14 protein-coding genes are annotated in these 15,774 nt (G+C 46.4%); 12 read left to right on the top strand and 2 right to left on the bottom strand.

From position 1 onward, the window contains the following. The first annotated feature begins 187 nt into the window (after positions 1-187). The 4 genes from ftsY (at position 188) to rpoH (ending at position 4,851) form a co-directional block, all read left to right on the top strand. Entirely contained in the window at positions 188-2,131 is a 1,944-nt protein-coding gene (ftsY, locus tag ACY3ZI_RS17685) for a signal recognition particle-docking protein FtsY (protein ID WP_487375597.1), read from the top strand. Between the two features lie 6 nt (positions 2,132-2,137). Beyond that, positions 2,138-2,803: a cell division ATP-binding protein FtsE gene (gene ftsE / locus ACY3ZI_RS17680; RefSeq protein WP_036956008.1), complete on the top strand. Its 666-nt coding sequence runs from the start codon at positions 2,138-2,140 to the stop codon at positions 2,801-2,803. Then, positions 2,796-3,773: a permease-like cell division protein FtsX gene (gene ftsX, locus ACY3ZI_RS17675; protein WP_132496629.1), complete on the top strand. Its 978-nt coding sequence runs from the start codon at positions 2,796-2,798 to the stop codon at positions 3,771-3,773. Before ftsE ends, ftsX begins: the two co-directional genes overlap by 8 nt. Positions 3,774-3,975: 202 nt before the next feature. Continuing rightward, positions 3,976-4,851, top strand: coding sequence for an RNA polymerase sigma factor RpoH (gene rpoH, locus ACY3ZI_RS17670; RefSeq protein WP_108478418.1), 876 nt, complete (start codon positions 3,976-3,978; stop codon positions 4,849-4,851). Between the two features lie 100 nt (positions 4,852-4,951). Here the strand turns inward: rpoH and gloA2 are convergent, their stop codons facing one another. Next, on the bottom strand, positions 4,952-5,338 hold the full coding sequence (gene gloA2, locus ACY3ZI_RS17665; protein WP_211887326.1) for an SMU1112c/YaeR family gloxylase I-like metalloprotein: 387 nt from the start codon (positions 5,336-5,338) through the stop codon (positions 4,952-4,954). Then, a complete protein-coding gene (panM, locus tag ACY3ZI_RS17660; protein WP_108478508.1) occupies positions 5,335-5,751 on the bottom strand; it encodes an aspartate 1-decarboxylase autocleavage activator PanM in 417 nt (138 codons plus the stop codon). The genes gloA2 and panM overlap by 4 nt, the downstream gene beginning before the upstream one ends. A gap of 390 nt (positions 5,752-6,141) precedes the next feature. Between panM and ACY3ZI_RS17655 the strand changes: the two genes are divergently transcribed. The 8 genes from ACY3ZI_RS17655 to ACY3ZI_RS17620 all read left to right on the top strand — a co-directional run bounded on the left by ACY3ZI_RS17655 (position 6,142) and on the right by ACY3ZI_RS17620 (position 15,623). Continuing rightward, the gene (locus tag ACY3ZI_RS17655) at positions 6,142-7,251 is read left to right on the top strand and encodes a branched-chain amino acid ABC transporter substrate-binding protein (RefSeq protein WP_132496626.1); all 1,110 of its coding nucleotides are present in this window, start codon (positions 6,142-6,144) and stop codon (positions 7,249-7,251) included. Between the two features lie 107 nt (positions 7,252-7,358). Continuing rightward, on the top strand, positions 7,359-8,285 hold the full coding sequence (gene livH / locus ACY3ZI_RS17650) for a high-affinity branched-chain amino acid ABC transporter permease LivH (RefSeq protein ID WP_036956017.1): 927 nt from the start codon (positions 7,359-7,361) through the stop codon (positions 8,283-8,285). Next, complete coding sequence (locus ACY3ZI_RS17645; RefSeq protein ID WP_036956019.1) at positions 8,282-9,550, top strand: high-affinity branched-chain amino acid ABC transporter permease LivM; 1,269 nt, start codon at positions 8,282-8,284, stop codon at positions 9,548-9,550. Before livH ends, ACY3ZI_RS17645 begins: the two co-directional genes overlap by 4 nt. Further along, positions 9,547-10,338, top strand: coding sequence for a high-affinity branched-chain amino acid ABC transporter ATP-binding protein LivG (livG, locus tag ACY3ZI_RS17640; protein WP_036956021.1), 792 nt, complete (start codon positions 9,547-9,549; stop codon positions 10,336-10,338). Before ACY3ZI_RS17645 ends, livG begins: the two co-directional genes overlap by 4 nt. Next, positions 10,338-11,039, top strand: a complete 702-nt coding sequence (gene livF / locus ACY3ZI_RS17635) for a high-affinity branched-chain amino acid ABC transporter ATP-binding protein LivF (RefSeq protein ID WP_211887328.1) — start codon at positions 10,338-10,340, stop codon at positions 11,037-11,039. Before livG ends, livF begins: the two co-directional genes overlap by 1 nt. Positions 11,040-11,568: 529 nt before the next feature. Beyond that, positions 11,569-13,236, top strand: a complete 1,668-nt coding sequence (gene hutU, locus ACY3ZI_RS17630; RefSeq protein WP_487375596.1) for a urocanate hydratase — start codon at positions 11,569-11,571, stop codon at positions 13,234-13,236. 57 nt (positions 13,237-13,293) lie between these two features. Then, a complete protein-coding gene (locus tag ACY3ZI_RS17625) occupies positions 13,294-14,490 on the top strand; it encodes a CaiB/BaiF CoA transferase family protein (protein ID WP_211887332.1) in 1,197 nt (398 codons plus the stop codon). Further along, positions 14,487-15,623, top strand: coding sequence for an acyl-CoA dehydrogenase family protein (locus tag ACY3ZI_RS17620; RefSeq protein WP_211887334.1), 1,137 nt, complete (start codon positions 14,487-14,489; stop codon positions 15,621-15,623). Before ACY3ZI_RS17625 ends, ACY3ZI_RS17620 begins: the two co-directional genes overlap by 4 nt. Positions 15,624-15,774: the final 151 nt, after the last annotated feature.

Below are 15,774 nucleotides of genomic sequence, written 5' to 3'. Positions count from 1 at the left end.
ATGTATAAATTATTGGGGACTATTGTAGCGCTTCGGTTTCACGGTTTTAACAGAAAAATAAGAATAAATTGTCAGGATTTTTCTTTCAGATATGTGTTGCTGCGCGATGAAATGATAGACTGCATGTAATTTTATTGCGATTTAATTTTTAAACGCCATGTTTTTACCGCGAGGAGTGTAGTGGCTGATGGCTAAAGATAAGAAAAAAGGCTTTTTCTCATGGTTGGGATTTGGTCGTAAGAATGAAGAAGAAACTCAGCAACCTGATGTCGAACTGAAAAATGATGTTGTTCATGATACAGAGCAACAGGATGCCGCTACAGCAGAAGCTGAGCGTCAACATCAAGCAGAACTTGATGCAATTAAAGCGGCAGAAGATGAAGCTGAGCGCCAATATCAAGCTGAACAAGATGCGATTACGGCTGCCGCGGAAGAAGCAGAACGCCAGCATAAAGCGCAATTAGAGGCGATGCGCATTGCGGCAGAAAATGCAGAGCAAGAGCGTCAAGTAGCAGAAGAAAAGCGTATAGCAGAAGAAAAAGCGGCTAGAGAAGCGTTAGAAGCCCAGGCTTTACGCCAAGCAGAAGAAGCAGCGGAACGCCAACGTCAAATCGAGCAGGCTGCGATTAAAGCTGCCGAAGAAGAAGTTGAACGCCAGCATCAAGCTGAGTTAGCCGTTATCAAGGCCGCAGAAGAAAAAGCGGAACGTGAATACCAAGCAGCGGAAGCCGCTCGTTTAGCGCAAGAGCAAGCTGATCGCGAGCGCAAAGATGCGGAAATCACCCGTCTGGCGGAAGAAGAAGCAGAGCGTCAACGCCAAGCTGAACTCGCTGCTATCAAAGAAGCGGAAGAAAAAGCCGAGCGTGAACGCCAAGAAGCGGAATCGGCTCGCTTAGCGGAAGAAGAAGCAGAGCGTCAACGCCAAGCTGAACTCGCTGCTATCAAAGAAGCGGAAGAGAAAGCCGAACGCGAACGCCAAGAGGCGGAAGCGGCTCGCTTAGCGGAAGAAGAAGCTGAGCGTCAACGCCAAGCTGAACTCGCCGCTATCAAAGAAGCGGAAGAAAAAGCGGAACGTGAACGTCAAGAGGCGGAAGCGGCTCGCTTAGCGGAAGAAGAAGCTGCTCGTATAGCAGAAGAAGAGGCCGAGGCGGCACGTTTAGCAGAGGAAGAAGCAGCTAAAGCTCAGCCAGTTGAGCAAGAGAAACCGAAAAAAGAAGGCTTTTTCAGCCGTCTAAAGAAAGGCTTATTAAAAACACGTCAAAATCTAGGTTCGGGTTTCCTTGGTCTATTCAAGGGCAAAAAAATCGATGACGATCTTTTTGAAGAGCTAGAAGAGCAGTTATTAATTGCGGATGTCGGTGTTGAAACTACCCGTAAAATCATTGATAACTTGACTCAGCACGCTTCCCGTAAAGAGCTAAAAGATGCCGAAGCGTTGTACGGTAAGCTGCGTGAAGAAATGTCTGATATTTTAGCCACGGTAGACAAACCATTAGAGATCGAAGGTAAAAAACCTTATGTTATTCTGATGGTTGGTGTTAACGGTGTGGGTAAAACAACAACAATTGGTAAATTAGCACGTCAGTATCAATCAGAAGGTAAGTCCGTAATGTTGGCTGCGGGTGATACATTCCGTGCAGCGGCAGTTGAACAACTGCAAGTGTGGGGCGATCGTAACAATATTTCAGTTGTTGCTCAGCATACTGGCGCTGACCCTGCTTCCGTGATTTTTGATGCGATTCAATCCGCTCAAGCAAAAGGTGTCGATGTGTTGATCGCCGATACCGCAGGGCGCTTACAAAATAAAGCGCACTTAATGGAAGAACTGAAGAAAATCGTCCGCGTGATGAAAAAGCTTGATGAGTCAGCCCCTCATGAAATTATGCTGACCCTCGATGCGAGCACGGGACAAAATGCGGTTAGTCAGGCTAAAATTTTCAATGACGCCGTAGGTTTAACTGGTATTACACTGACAAAACTCGATGGTACAGCAAAAGGTGGCGTAATCTTCTCAATCGCTGATCAGTTCGGTATTCCAATCCGTTATATCGGGATTGGTGAAGGTATTGAAGATTTACGCCCATTTAAAGCCGATGACTTTATCGAGGCTCTATTTGCCCGAGAGGAATAATTTTCGATGATCCGCTTTGAACATGTGAGTAAAGCTTATCGCGGTGGCCGCCAAGCACTCCAAGGGGTAGATTTCCATCTACGCCCTGGGGAAATGGCATTTTTAACGGGTCACTCAGGCGCAGGTAAAAGTACATTACTTAAACTGATTTGTGGTATTGAGCGCCCAAGTGCGGGTCATATTCTGTTTAATGGTCACGATATCAGCCGACTAAAAGACAGAGAGATCCCTTTTCTGCGCAGACAGATCGGCATGATTTTCCAAGATCACCATCTGTTATTTGACCGCACAGTTTATGACAACGTGGCGATGCCGCTGATTATTTCTGGTGCAAGTAGCGAAGATATTCGCCGACGTGTGAGCGCTGCATTGGATAAAGTCGGTTTGTTGGATAAAGCGAGAAATTTCCCAATCCAACTGTCTGGTGGTGAACAGCAGCGTGTGGGAATTGCGCGTGCAGTGGTGAATAAGCCAACGATGCTTCTCGCGGATGAACCGACAGGTAACCTTGATAACGAGTTATCTGAAGGCATTATGCGTTTATTTGAAGAGTTTAACCGCGTGGGTGTGACCGTATTAATGGCAACCCACGATATTGCGTTGATTGAACGCCGTAATTTGCGTGTATTGACCTTAAGCGAAGGTCGGATGCTTGGAGGTCAACATGGCTAAGAATGTCCGCAAAGCGAAGCCAGAACGTGCCATGCAATCAAAAAGCAAAGCACTCAAAGGCGGCTGGCGTGAGCAGTGGCGCTACTCTTGGCTAAATGCACTGGCTGACATGCTACGTCAACCGCTGGCAACCTTTTTAACTGTGATGGTCATTGCCATTTCATTAGCGTTGCCAAGCCTGTGTTATATCGTTTGGAAGAACGTTTCCCAAGCAGCTGAACAGTGGTACCCGACGCCTCAGTTGACGGTCTATCTGGATAAGTCTCTCGATGAGCAAGGTGGACAAAATGTGGTGACTCAGCTTGAAGCCCTTGATGGTGTTGCTCATGTGAATTACTTATCTCGCGACCAAGCGATATCTGAATTCCGTAGCTGGTCTGGCTTTAGCACCGCATTAGATATGCTAGAAGAGAATCCACTGCCAGCGGTGGCAATTATCACCCCGAAACTGGATTTTGAAGGTTCGAATGCTCTAGCAACACTGCGCGACCGTGTTAGCCAAGTTAACGGCATTGAAGAAGTTCGAATGGATGATAGCTGGTTCTCACGCCTAGCGGCATTAACACGGTTGGTAGGGCAAGTGGCATCGGTGATTGGCATCTTAATGATAGTTTCATTGTTCTTAGTGATTGGTAATAGTGTGCGGTTAAATATCTTTGCCCGTCGCGATACCATCAATGTGATGAAGCTGATTGGTGCCACAGATGGCTTTATCATGCGGCCGTTCTTAAATGGCGGGGTTGTGTTAGGCGCACTGGGTGCGGTGATCGCCCTCATTATGACATTCTTACTTGTGTGGCAGTTGTCCGATTTAGTGGCGCAAGTAGCAAGCGTATTTGGTACGCAATTCCACATTGAAGGGCTGTTGTGGGAAGAGGCTCTGTTGATTATTCTAATGTCTGCAATTGTGGGCTGGGTAGCAGCATGGCTGGCAACATTACAACATTTACGCCATTTCAGACCTGAATAATTTAATTGTTCCCATCGGTGCTAACTTATTGGTCCCGATGGGAAAAATAAATTTCTACGAACTTCTTTTCTAATTATGTGTCAGATATTGACCTGCGGTTAACTATTCTTGTATATAATTTATTTAACGCGGCTAAGCTGATAGACTACGGTTTGTCTGTATCGAATCTCTCCCATTTCAGTACAATTCATAGAGGATCTTAATGACCAAAGACATGCAATCATTAGCGCTTGTTCCACAAGGAAGTATTGAAGCTTACATGCGAGCTGCCAATGCTTACCCGATGCTGACCGCAGAGGAAGAAAAGGAACTGGCAGAAAGGCTGCATTACGATGGTGACCTCGAAGCTGCTAAGCAACTGATTTTATCCCATTTGCGCTTTGTTATTCACATCGCGCGTAGCTATGCAGGCTATGGTTTACCACAAGCTGACTTAATTCAGGAGGGCAATATCGGCCTGATGAAGGCTGTGCGTCGTTTTAATCCTGAGGTGGGTGTGCGTCTGGTGTCTTTCGCAGTGCATTGGATCAAAGCGGAAATTCATGAATACGTTTTACGTAACTGGCGTATCGTTAAAGTCGCAACAACAAAATCCCAGCGTAAGTTATTCTTTAACTTAAGAAAGAATAAAAAACGCCTTGGTTGGTTTAATCAAGAAGAGGTGGATATGGTTGCGCAAGAGCTAGGCGTGAGCACCAAAGATGTGCTGGAAATGGAATCCCGTATGGCGGCGCAAGACATGGCATTTGATATGTCTGACGACGATGATAGCGGTGATTTCGGTGGTCCTGTTGCGCCCGTGCTTTTTCTTCAAGATAAGTCTTCTGATTTTGCCAATACCATTGAAGATGATAACTGGGAAAGTCATGCAACTGACCGTTTAGCTGATGCGTTAGCCTCATTAGATGAGCGCAGCCAAGATATCATTCGCGCTCGTTGGTTGGATGATGACAACAAAACGACGCTGCAAGAGCTTGCCGATAAATACGGTGTTTCTGCTGAGCGTGTTCGTCAGCTTGAAAAGAATGCCATGAAAAAGCTGCGTCTTGCTATGGAAGATGAAGACGACGAGATGTAATCTTTCTCGTTCATCAACGTTATCTGCATTTATTTCTGCTTTATTAGCCCAGAATTTAAATGCAGATAACTGATTCATTAACTGTTTTTGATAATTTCCGTTAGTGAGAATAGAGCTCTAAAGGTAGCCCATCCGGATCCGCAAAGAAGGTAAAACGCTTCTGAGTGTACGGATCGATTCTTACCCCTTCACATACCACCTGATTTTGTGCCAAATAGGCAATCCATTCCTCAATATTATCCACTTCAAACGCTAAATGACGCAATCCAGTCGCTTCAGGGTAACTGAGTCTTTTGGGCGGATTGGCGAAACTAAATAGTTCAATCTGATAATGCTCTCCAAAAGCTAAATCTGCTTTCCATGAGTCATTCTCTGGACGGTAATATTCTGCGAGAAGCTGTAATCCAAGGATCTGACAGTAAAAATGCTTACTCTTAGCAAAATCTGAGCAAATAATAGCAACGTGATGAATTTTATTAAGTTTCATACTAATGGCTCAATATTTAGCTGCCAATGATGAGTTTCTTCGGCGGGTTGAAAACCACAAGCAACAAGAAATTTCTCCAAAGCGATTTTGTTTTGCGGTTCCACGCCCTGCAAGTCAAAGATCCAATGGCGGATTTCAGGTTGTTGACGGAAAATTTCCTGTAAAAGATATAACCCAACGCCGCGACGGCGAGTGATTTCACGGACATTAAAATCACAGATCGTACCTTGTTGTTGATAAATAACCACTTTAGCCGCTGCTAATAATCGCTCATTAAAACGCGCTCCATAAAAACGTACACCAGACTCAAGATTTTGTTCGAGTTGAGTTCGACTCTGGTCTAGCCAGATTTTCGATAAGTCGATGTATTGTTGCTCAGTAGGATTGACCAGAGGGATGATGGTAAGTCTCATGTTGTTTTGATCCATTTCATGGTGCATGTTGCACGCTATTCTAACAGCAGAGTGATCTGTAACCGATTTTTTAATTTCAAAGAGAAAAATTTGGTATTGATGAATTTTCCGAGTTTCCCTCGGATTAAGCCAAATTTAACCGGAATATAACACTAGCATTTACAAAAAATACACGTTTTATCATTAGCTTTTTATTCTGCAATTGATGTAAATAGCTGCCTCATTCATTTGCTATTTAGCATAATTCTCTTGTTTAATGGTCTGAAATATATGGCCTTATTGGCTATGTTTTGAAATATCAGGCATTGAACCTGTCACCTATAATAATTGATTATAAATCAATCACAAACACTCACAATCATACACAATATTGATGGCGGGGACGCACGAATGAAGAATATTAATAAAGCATTATTAGCGGGTTGTATCGCAATGGCATTAAGCCCAGCAGGATGGGCGAAAGAGATTAAAATTGCAGTCGTCGGCGCTATGTCAGGTCCCGTTGCTCAGTATGGAGATATGGAATTTACGGGAGCTCGCCAAGCTATTGCGGATATTAATGCGAAGGGTGGAATTAACGGCGATACATTGGTTGCCGTTGAATACGACGATGCTTGCGATCCAAAACAAGCGGTTGCGGTCGCCAACAAAGTAATTAACGATGGCATTAAACATGTTATTGGTCACCTCTGCTCCTCCTCCACTCAGCCCGCTTCAGATATTTATGAAGACGAAGGCGTTCTAATGATTACCCCTGCGGCGACCAATGCGGATTTAACCACACGTGGCTACCAGTTGATCATGCGTACAACAGGTTTGGATTCTGACCAAGGTCCAACCGCAGCGAAATACATTATCGAAAAAATCAAACCTAAGCGTATTGCAGTGGTACATGATAAACAGCAATACGGTGAAGGTTTGGCTCGCTCAGTACGTGAAAGCTTGAACAAAGCGGGCGTGAAAGAAGTGATGTTTGAAGGGGTCACTGCGGGTGATAAAGATTTCTCTGCACTGGTCGCTAAGCTGAAAAAAGAGAACGTCGATTTTGTCTATTTCGGCGGCTATTATCCAGAAATGGGGCAAATTTTACGCCAAGCGAAACAATCGGGTTTGAACATTCGCTTTATGGGACCTGAAGGTGTGGGTAACTCCTCCCTGTCGAATATTGCAGGCGACGCCTCTGAAGGCATGCTGGTGACATTACCGAAACGTTATGACCAACTTCCAGCTAACCAATCCATCGTCGATGCAATTAAAAAGAAAAAAGAAGATCCAACAGGACCATTTGTATGGACAACTTATGCCGCAATCCAAGGCTTAACCACGGCGATGCAGCGTACAGGCAGCACGGAACCCGATGTGCTGGCGAAAGATCTGAAAGCTAATCCAGTGGATACCGTCATGGGGCAATTAAGCTGGAAGCCAAATGGTGACCTGAAAGGTTTCGAATTCGGTGTGTTTGAATGGCACAAAGACGGAACCTCTACTGCACAAGAGTAACTCTCATCTGTATTGAGAAATGATATTCAGTGATGAGCTGGGAGCTTGGTAACGGGCTTCCAGCTTCTGCTCTCCATAGAGGGACAGTAGTTTGAAAGGATAATCTTATGTCAGACCAAATTCTGTATTTTATTCAGCAATTCCTCAATGGCCTAACGTTAGGAAGCACTTACGCGCTGATCGCTATCGGCTATACCATGGTGTACGGCATCATCGGGATGATCAACTTCGCCCACGGTGAAGTGTACATGATTGGTAGCTACGTTTCGTTCATTGTCATTGCGGGCTTAATGATGCTCGGTATCGATGTGGGGTGGATCCTCATTGCAGCGGCATTTGTGGCGGCAATTGTGGTATCAAGCTCCTATGGTTGGAGTATCGAGCGGGTTGCTTACCGTCCCGTTCGTCACTCTAAGCGCCTGATTGCGCTGATCTCAGCTATCGGGATGTCCATCTTCTTACAAAACTACGTCAGTTTATCTCAAGGATCCCGCGATCTAGCTTTGCCAAGCCTGATTACTGGGCAGTGGGTATTAGGTGAAAGTGATGGCTTCTCCGCCATTGTCACCAAAATGCAGCTGACTATCTGGATCGTGACCTTCCTTGCGATGCTGGCATTAACGCTGTTTATCCGCTATTCCCGTATGGGGCGCGCCTGCCGTGCCTGTGCGGAAGATTTAAAAATGGCAAGTCTGCTGGGTATCAACACTGACCGCGTGATCTCTTTGACCTTCGTGATCGGCGCAACGATGGCGGCGGTTGCAGGCGTATTACTAGGGCAATTCTACGGCGTAATTAACCCGTATATTGGCTTTATGGCGGGAATGAAAGCTTTCACCGCAGCCGTATTAGGTGGAATCGGCAGTATTCCAGGTGCAATGCTGGGCGGCTTGATCCTTGGTGTAGCGGAAGCCATGACCTCGGCGTATTTAAGTACGGAATATAAAGATGTCGTCTCATTTGGTTTATTGATTGGTGTTCTGTTGATCATGCCAACTGGCATTCTGGGTCGCCCGGAGGTCGAAAAAGTATGAGAAAAGAAAATTGGATCAGTGCCATTATTGCCTCTGTCACCTTCTTTATTTTAGCCGTATTTATGATGGGGCTAAAATTAGGACTCGATGGGACTAAGCTGATAGTGGAATCAGGGGGAGACGTTCGTTGGAATTGGATCTTTGTCGGCATCGCCATTATCTTTGTGTATCAATTAATTCGCCCTGCATTAAGCAAAGTGTGGCAAGGCGTACCCAAAAAATCGTGGGCGTTACCGGATTTTGACGGTGGCTCGCTTAGACAAAAAATTATTGGGATCGCTATCATTATTGGGGCGATCATCTGGCCATTTTTGGTGTCTCGCGGCAGCGTCGATATTGCCACATTAACCCTGATCTACGTGATGCTGGGGCTGGGCTTAAACGTCGTAGTTGGGTTGTCAGGATTATTGGTACTCGGCTATGCGGGCTTCTACGCTATCGGCGCTTACACCTTTGGCTTACTCAATCACTATTATGATTTTGGTTTCTGGGAAAGCTTACCGATTGCCGGCTTAACGGCAGCATTAGCTGGGTTCTTATTAGGTTTCCCTGTGCTGAGGTTACGGGGTGACTATTTGGCGATCGTCACCCTTGGGTTTGGGGAGATCGTACGTATTTTATTATTAAATAATACGGAGATCACCGGTGGCCCTAACGGGATCAGCCAACTGCCAAAACCAACTTTCTTTGGCTTAGAATTTAGCCGTACCGCTAAAGATGGTTGGGACACATTCCATAACTTCTTCGGCTTAGATTACAACCCTGGTGACCGGATCATTTTCCTCTATTTTGTGGCGCTGTTGCTGGTGGTGATCACCTTGATCGTGATCAGCCGCTTGTTACGGATGCCATTAGGACGTGCGTGGGAAGCGCTACGTGAAGATGAAATTGCGTGTCGATCATTAGGCTTAAGCCCGACGCGCATTAAATTAACCGCCTTTACGATCAGTGCAACATTTGCAGGGTTTGCCGGAGCATTATTTGCTGCACGACAAGGGTTTATCAGCCCTGAATCCTTCACTTTTGCTGAATCAGCCTTTGTACTGGCGATCGTGGTGCTGGGTGGGATGGGATCGCAAATGTCGGTGATTTTAGCCGCGATCATTTTGGTAGTATCAAGGGAGATGATGCGTGATCTGAATGAATACAGCATGTTGCTGCTGGGGGCATTGATGGTGCTGATGATGATCTGGCGCCCACAAGGCTTATTGCCGATGCAGCGCCGTCAAATGAAGCTGAAAAATGTGCAGGGAGGCGGATCATGACGACGCCTATTCAGCCTTCGGCTGTACCGTTATTGCAAGTCAGTGGCCTAACCATGCGCTTTGGTGGTTTGCTTGCGGTCAACAACGTGGAACTGACGTTAAACCAAGGGGAAATCGTTTCACTGATTGGTCCCAATGGTGCAGGGAAAACTACCATATTTAACTGTTTAACTGGGTTTTATAAGCCAACGAGCGGGGCGATCCTCTATCGAGATAAGCATCTTGAAGGGCTTCCGGGTCAAGCTATTGCTCGCCTTGGGGTGATCCGTACATTCCAGCATGTTCGCTTATTCAAAGAGATGACGGTGATTGAAAACTTATTAGTGGCTCAGCACCAACATCTGAAAAGCGGTATTTTCTCAGGCTTACTGAAAACGCCAGCATTTCGCCGAGCAGAAGCCGAAGCGGTGGATAATGCGGTGAAATGGCTAGAGCGGGTCAATCTTTCTGAGTTTGCTAACCGCCAAGCGGGGAATCTGGCGTATGGTCAACAGCGTCGCCTAGAAATTGCCCGTTGCATGGTGACGCGACCTGAAATTTTGATGTTGGATGAGCCAGCGGCAGGGTTAAACCCGAAGGAAACTAACGATCTGGATGAGCTAATTGCGGAGCTGAGAACCCATCATAATGTCTCTATCTTATTGATAGAGCATGATATGAAATTGGTGATGGGCATTTCTGATCGAATTTATGTGGTGAACCAAGGAACACCTCTGGCGAATGGAACACCAAACGAAATTCGCCAGCATCCTGATGTGATCAAAGCCTACTTGGGAGAAGCTTACTGATGCTGGAATTTAAACAAGTTTCCACCCATTATGGGAAAATACAGGCGCTGCATGATGTCAGCTTAAATATTCAAAAAGGTGAGATTGTCACGCTGATTGGTGCCAATGGTGCAGGAAAAACCACGTTACTCAGTACGTTATGTGGCGACCCTCGCGCCTCCTCAGGTCAGGTGCTTTATCGCGGAGCGGATATTACTCAGTTACCGACACCACAAATTATGCGCAAAGACATTGCGCTAGTGCCGGAAGGTCGACGGGTATTCTCTCGTATGACGGTTGAGGAAAACCTGGCAATGGGCGGTTTTTTTGCGGATCGCCATCAATATCACGAGCGTATTGAACGGGTTTATTCGTTATTTCCAAGGTTGCATGAACGTCGTAACCAGCGCTCAGGAACCATGTCCGGTGGTGAGCAGCAGATGCTTGCCATTGGGCGGGCGCTGATGAGTCAGCCTGAATTACTGTTATTGGATGAACCTTCATTGGGGCTGGCACCGATTATTATCATGCAAATATTTGACACCATTTTGCAGCTACGGGAAGAGGGGATGACCATCTTCTTGGTGGAGCAAAATGCCAACCAAGCATTGAAATTGGCTGATCGTGGATATGTGTTAGAAAATGGGCATATTGTTCTCGAAGATACCGGAAAAGCCTTATTGGCGAATGAAGCCGTACGCAGCGCCTATTTAGGCGGATAGCTTAAGATTATCAAACGTTAATATTGTTGAGTTGAGCACCCCATAAAATATATCAGATATTTATGGGGTGTTTTATTTGGTGGCGATGAATGCACAAGGTTAAGTATAAAACGCGTGTATCGCCTGTAACGGCTATCAGCTTAATGTGAGGCTTCTCTCATTTCTGTTATTTGCTTGTTTCTACATAAAAAATCAAATGTATATACAAGTTTTTGTGTAGAAACAGCATCCTACTTATTGTTGTCTAACTTTTCTCCACATCCCTTCTCCACTGTTGCGACAAAAATTCAAATTTCAATGTATATACTTTGTGAATTAAATGTATATATATTTAATTATAAACTAAGCAAACAGGGCAAAAAGATCATTTTTAATCGTTCTTTGTTTTTATTTAATGAATTGATTTAAATGTTAAATTCAAAGATTCCCACGGTGTGAGAATGATCTGTTAGCCACTAACTCAACAATGATAAATAACCGAAATTGTTAATTTTGCGTTAAACCAAGTGGATGGATAGGGGATAAAAGAATGTTAAACCGTACAGATTCAACGCGCGTGATCCGTGCCCCGCACGGTAGCCAAAAGAGCTGCAAAAGCTGGCTGACTGAAGCCGTTTACCGCATGATCCAAAATAACTTAGACCCAGATGTTGCTGAGCATCCGCAAAGCTTGGTGGTGTATGGTGGCATTGGACGCGCAGCCCGTGATTGGGAATGTTACGACAAGATTTTAGATGTCTTAAAAACCCTCGAAGACGATCAAACATTGCTGGTGCAATCCGGTAAACCAGTCGGAGTGTTCCCAACTCATGTAGACGCGCCACGCGTTTTAATTGCTAACTCAAACATTGTTCCTCACTGGGCAAATTGGGATCATTTCAACGAATTAGATCGCAAAGGCTTGATGATGTACGGGCAAATGACCGCTGGCTCATGGATCTACATCGGTTCACAAGGGATTGTGCAAGGTACCTATGAAACCTTCGTTTCTCTAGCAAAACAGCATTTTAACGGCAACCCAGTAGGGCGTTGGATCCTAACTGGCGGCTTAGGCGGTATGGGTGGAGCACAACCTTTAGCGGCCACCATGGCTGGCTTTAGCATGATTGCGGTTGAGTGTGATGAAAGCCGCATCGACTTCCGCTTAAGAACCCGTTATGTGGACAAAAAAGCCACTTCGCTCGATGAAGCGCTGGGTTATATCGAAGAAGCCAAAGCGAGCGGCAAACCCGTCTCCGTCGGCTTACTGGGTAATGCGGCGGATGTGTATAGCGAGTTAGTTAAGCGCAATATCACGCCAGATTCAGTTACCGATCAAACCAGCGCTCATGACCCTGTCCACGGCTATCTGCCACAAGGTTGGACGTTAGCTCAATGGCGTGACAAGCAACAAACTGCGCCAGCTGAAGTGACGAAAGCCGCGAAGAAAAGCATGGCAGTGCAGGTAGATGCCATGCTGCAAATGCAAAAACGTGGCTCGGCAGCGTTTGACTACGGCAACAATATTCGCCAGATGGCCAAAGATGAAGGTGTGAATAATGCCTTTGATTTCCCAGGATTTGTGCCTGCGTATATTCGTCCACTGTTCTGCGAAGGGATTGGTCCATTCCGTTGGGTGGCACTGTCGGGTGACCCAGAGGATATCTACAAAACAGACCAAAAAGTCAAAGAGCTGATCCCTGATGATAAACATCTCCATAACTGGCTGGATATGGCACGCGAGCGCATTGCATTCCAAGGTTTACCGGCGCGTATTTGCTGGGTGGGACTGAAAGACAGGGAAAGATTGGGGCGCGCGTTTAACGAGATGGTGAAAAATGGGGAGCTAAAAGGTCCTATCGTGATTGGTCGTGACCATCTTGATTCTGGCTCGGTTGCTAGCCCACATCGTGAAACCGAATCCATGAAAGATGGTTCTGATGCCGTCTCTGACTGGCCATTACTCAATGCGCTGCTGAACACCGCAGGCGGGGCAACGTGGGTGAGCTTGCATCACGGCGGCGGCGTTGGAATGGGCTTCTCGCAACATGCAGGCGTGGTGATTGTATGTGATGGCACCGATGCCGCAGACAAACGTCTTGCTCGTGTGCTGCACAATGACCCTGCAACTGGCGTCATGCGCCATGCGGATGCCGGTTATGACATCGCCATTAACTGTGCGAAGCAGCAAGGTCTTAACTTACCAATGGTCAAGTAATGTCGAATGCCGGCTCTATGGAGTCGGCACCTTTTAGCCTCACATAAGGAATTCACGATGAATGCGGCAATGACTCAAAAACCACACGGACCGCTGGCTGGGATCAAAGTGATTGATTTAAGCCGTGTGCTCGCAGGGCCTTACTGCACGGGTATGATGGCAGACTTGGGCGCAGAAGTGATCAAAATCGAAGTGCCTGATCATGGTGATGATAGCCGTCATCTTGGTCCTTTTATTGACGGTGAAAGTGTTTATTACGGGCTGATCAATCGCGGAAAACGCAGCATTGAGTTAGATCTTAAAGACGATGGCGATCGTCAGATTTTATTTCAATTGATCAAAGAGAGTGATGTGGTGGTGGAGAACTTCCGCCCCGGTGTCACCAAGCGTCTTGGGATCGATTTCGACAGCGTTAAACAGCTTAATCCCAATATTATCTACGCCAGCATTTCAGGATTTGGGCAAAACAGCCCCCTTGCGAGCTACCCAGCTTATGACATTGTGGCACAGGCTATGTCTGGGTTGATGAGCGTGACAGGTTCCCCTGAGTCGGGTCCTACGCGCAGCGGTGAATCCATCGGGGATGTCTGTGCGGGCGTATTTGCCTCATGGGCGATTAGCAGCGCACTGTTTGCTCGCGAACGTCATGGTGAAGGCGCGCAATATTTGGATGTTGCCATGGTGGATGTGCTGCTCAGTATGCAGCTTACTGGACTATCTAATTTATTTGCCAATGGTAAAGCACCAAGTTTAGTGGGTAATCGTCACCCTGTTTCAACGCCATTTGATACCTACCAAGCAAAAGATGGCTTGGTGGTGATTGCGATTGCCAGTGAAAAACTGTTCCAACGTTTCTGTGAATGTATGGGGAAACCGGAGCTATCCCAAGATGCGCGTTACTTGAGCGACCCAGTTCGTACGATCAACCAAGCGGCGCTACGCCAAGAAATTGAAAGTTGGACAGGAACAAAGCGTGTTGAGGAAGTGTGTGACTTACTGCTGAATGCTGGGGTTCCAGCTTCACCGATTCACAACTTACAACAAGCAACGCAAAGCGAGCATGCCGAAGTTCGTCAGGTACTAACCCACTTAAATGATGGTGGTACCCCTCTGATTTCCCAGCCTGTCTTCTTTAATGGCGTGAAACCGAAAGTCACCCAAAGAGCGCCTGTTCTTGGGGAAGGCAATGAATGCTATAAATCGGCAGCTACTACCATAACCACAACAATAAAAAGCGCGGAGACGATGCAATGAGTTTTGATATTAATGAAACCGAATACGCCATTGTAGAGGCCGTTGAAAAAGTGTGTCGCGATATCCTGCAAGCGAACGCTCAACGTTATGACGAAGAAGAAATTTTCTGTGCGGAAAGCTTAACCGCACTGGGTGAAATGGGCTGCTGGGGAATCAACTTACCAGAGCAATATGGTGGTTTTGGCATTGGCAGTATTGCCATGAGCATGATTGTTGAAGCAGTGGCGGCTGCCTGCGCCTCGACATCATCCTCATTGACCGCTCATTTCTTAGCGACTGATTCTATCCTGATTGGCGGAACAGAAGAGCAAAAAAATTATTGGTTACCTAAAGCCGCAAGCGGTGAATTACTCGGCGCATTTGGATTAACAGAGCCCGCCGCAGGTTCAAACCCCGCGGATATGCGCACGACAGCAACCCGTGAAAATGGCGGTTGGCGCATTCGCGGTAACAAACACTATATTACCAATGCCAAAGAAGCGGATTTTATTGTGCTGTACGCCAAAACAGATGTTGAAGCAGGCGCTCGTGGCATTAGCGCGTTTATGATCCCGAAAGGAACAGAAGGTGTGGCATTTTCTCACCCAGAAAAAACCATGGGGTTGCGTGGTAGCACTATCTATGAATTAGCACTCAACTGCTGGTTACCTGAATCGGCATTACTGGGAGAAGAGGGCAAAGGGTTCCATACGGCGATGGAAGTGCTGGATAAAGGTCGTGTGGAAGTGGCGGCAACGTCATTGGGGATCGCTCGTGCAGCCATGGAAAGCACATTAGGCTGGGTGAAAGAGCGTCAAATTGGCAAGAAGCCGCTGGCGGCTTATCAAGGAACGCAATGGAAACTTGCTGATATGCACACGCAGCTGGAAGCCGCGCGTATGCTGACATGGAACGCGGCTGAGCTGCGCGATTCTGGGCAGCGTTTTAGTTTGCAATCAGCCACTGCAAAATTGTTTGCGGCGGAATGCGCAGGTTTTGTGACTGATGCCGCGCTGCAATTGCATGGGGGGTATGGTTATATTCGCGATCTACCCCTAGAGCGCTATGTACGAGATGCCCGTATTTTGCGTATCTTTGAAGGGACATCAGAAATTCAAAAAATTATTATTTCGCGCGCCGTTCTCGACGCTTAATTTTGATGAGTTCGACCCGATAGGTAAGACAGGACTTATCGGGGTTTTTCCAGCTATGAGTATCTAAGCAATAACAGGAGCACTACCCTGACAACAGGATCATGGACTTAAAAACACAACAACAATCAGGTTTAAGAATGTATTTCAATTA

The sequence above is a fragment of the Providencia sp. LY12 genome (genome assembly GCF_057621555.1).
This window is presented reverse-complemented; position numbering and strand designations above follow the sequence as displayed.

Coding starts and splice junctions, on each gene's coding strand:
- ftsY (WP_487375597.1), top strand. CDS start 188: ATGGCTAAAGATAAGAAAAAAGGCTTTTTCTCATGGTTGGGATTTGGT.
- ftsE (WP_036956008.1), top strand. CDS start 2,138: ATGATCCGCTTTGAACATGTGAGTAAAGCTTATCGCGGTGGCCGCCAA.
- ftsX (WP_132496629.1), top strand. CDS start 2,796: ATGGCTAAGAATGTCCGCAAAGCGAAGCCAGAACGTGCCATGCAATCA.
- rpoH (WP_108478418.1), top strand. CDS start 3,976: ATGACCAAAGACATGCAATCATTAGCGCTTGTTCCACAAGGAAGTATT.
- gloA2 (WP_211887326.1), bottom strand. CDS start 5,338: ATGAAACTTAATAAAATTCATCACGTTGCTATTATTTGCTCAGATTTT.
- panM (WP_108478508.1), bottom strand. CDS start 5,751: ATGAGACTTACCATCATCCCTCTGGTCAATCCTACTGAGCAACAATAC.
- ACY3ZI_RS17655 (WP_132496626.1), top strand. CDS start 6,142: ATGAAGAATATTAATAAAGCATTATTAGCGGGTTGTATCGCAATGGCA.
- livH (WP_036956017.1), top strand. CDS start 7,359: ATGTCAGACCAAATTCTGTATTTTATTCAGCAATTCCTCAATGGCCTA.
- ACY3ZI_RS17645 (WP_036956019.1), top strand. CDS start 8,282: ATGAGAAAAGAAAATTGGATCAGTGCCATTATTGCCTCTGTCACCTTC.
- livG (WP_036956021.1), top strand. CDS start 9,547: ATGACGACGCCTATTCAGCCTTCGGCTGTACCGTTATTGCAAGTCAGT.
- livF (WP_211887328.1), top strand. CDS start 10,338: ATGCTGGAATTTAAACAAGTTTCCACCCATTATGGGAAAATACAGGCG.
- hutU (WP_487375596.1), top strand. CDS start 11,569: ATGTTAAACCGTACAGATTCAACGCGCGTGATCCGTGCCCCGCACGGT.
- ACY3ZI_RS17625 (WP_211887332.1), top strand. CDS start 13,294: ATGAATGCGGCAATGACTCAAAAACCACACGGACCGCTGGCTGGGATC.
- ACY3ZI_RS17620 (WP_211887334.1), top strand. CDS start 14,487: ATGAGTTTTGATATTAATGAAACCGAATACGCCATTGTAGAGGCCGTT.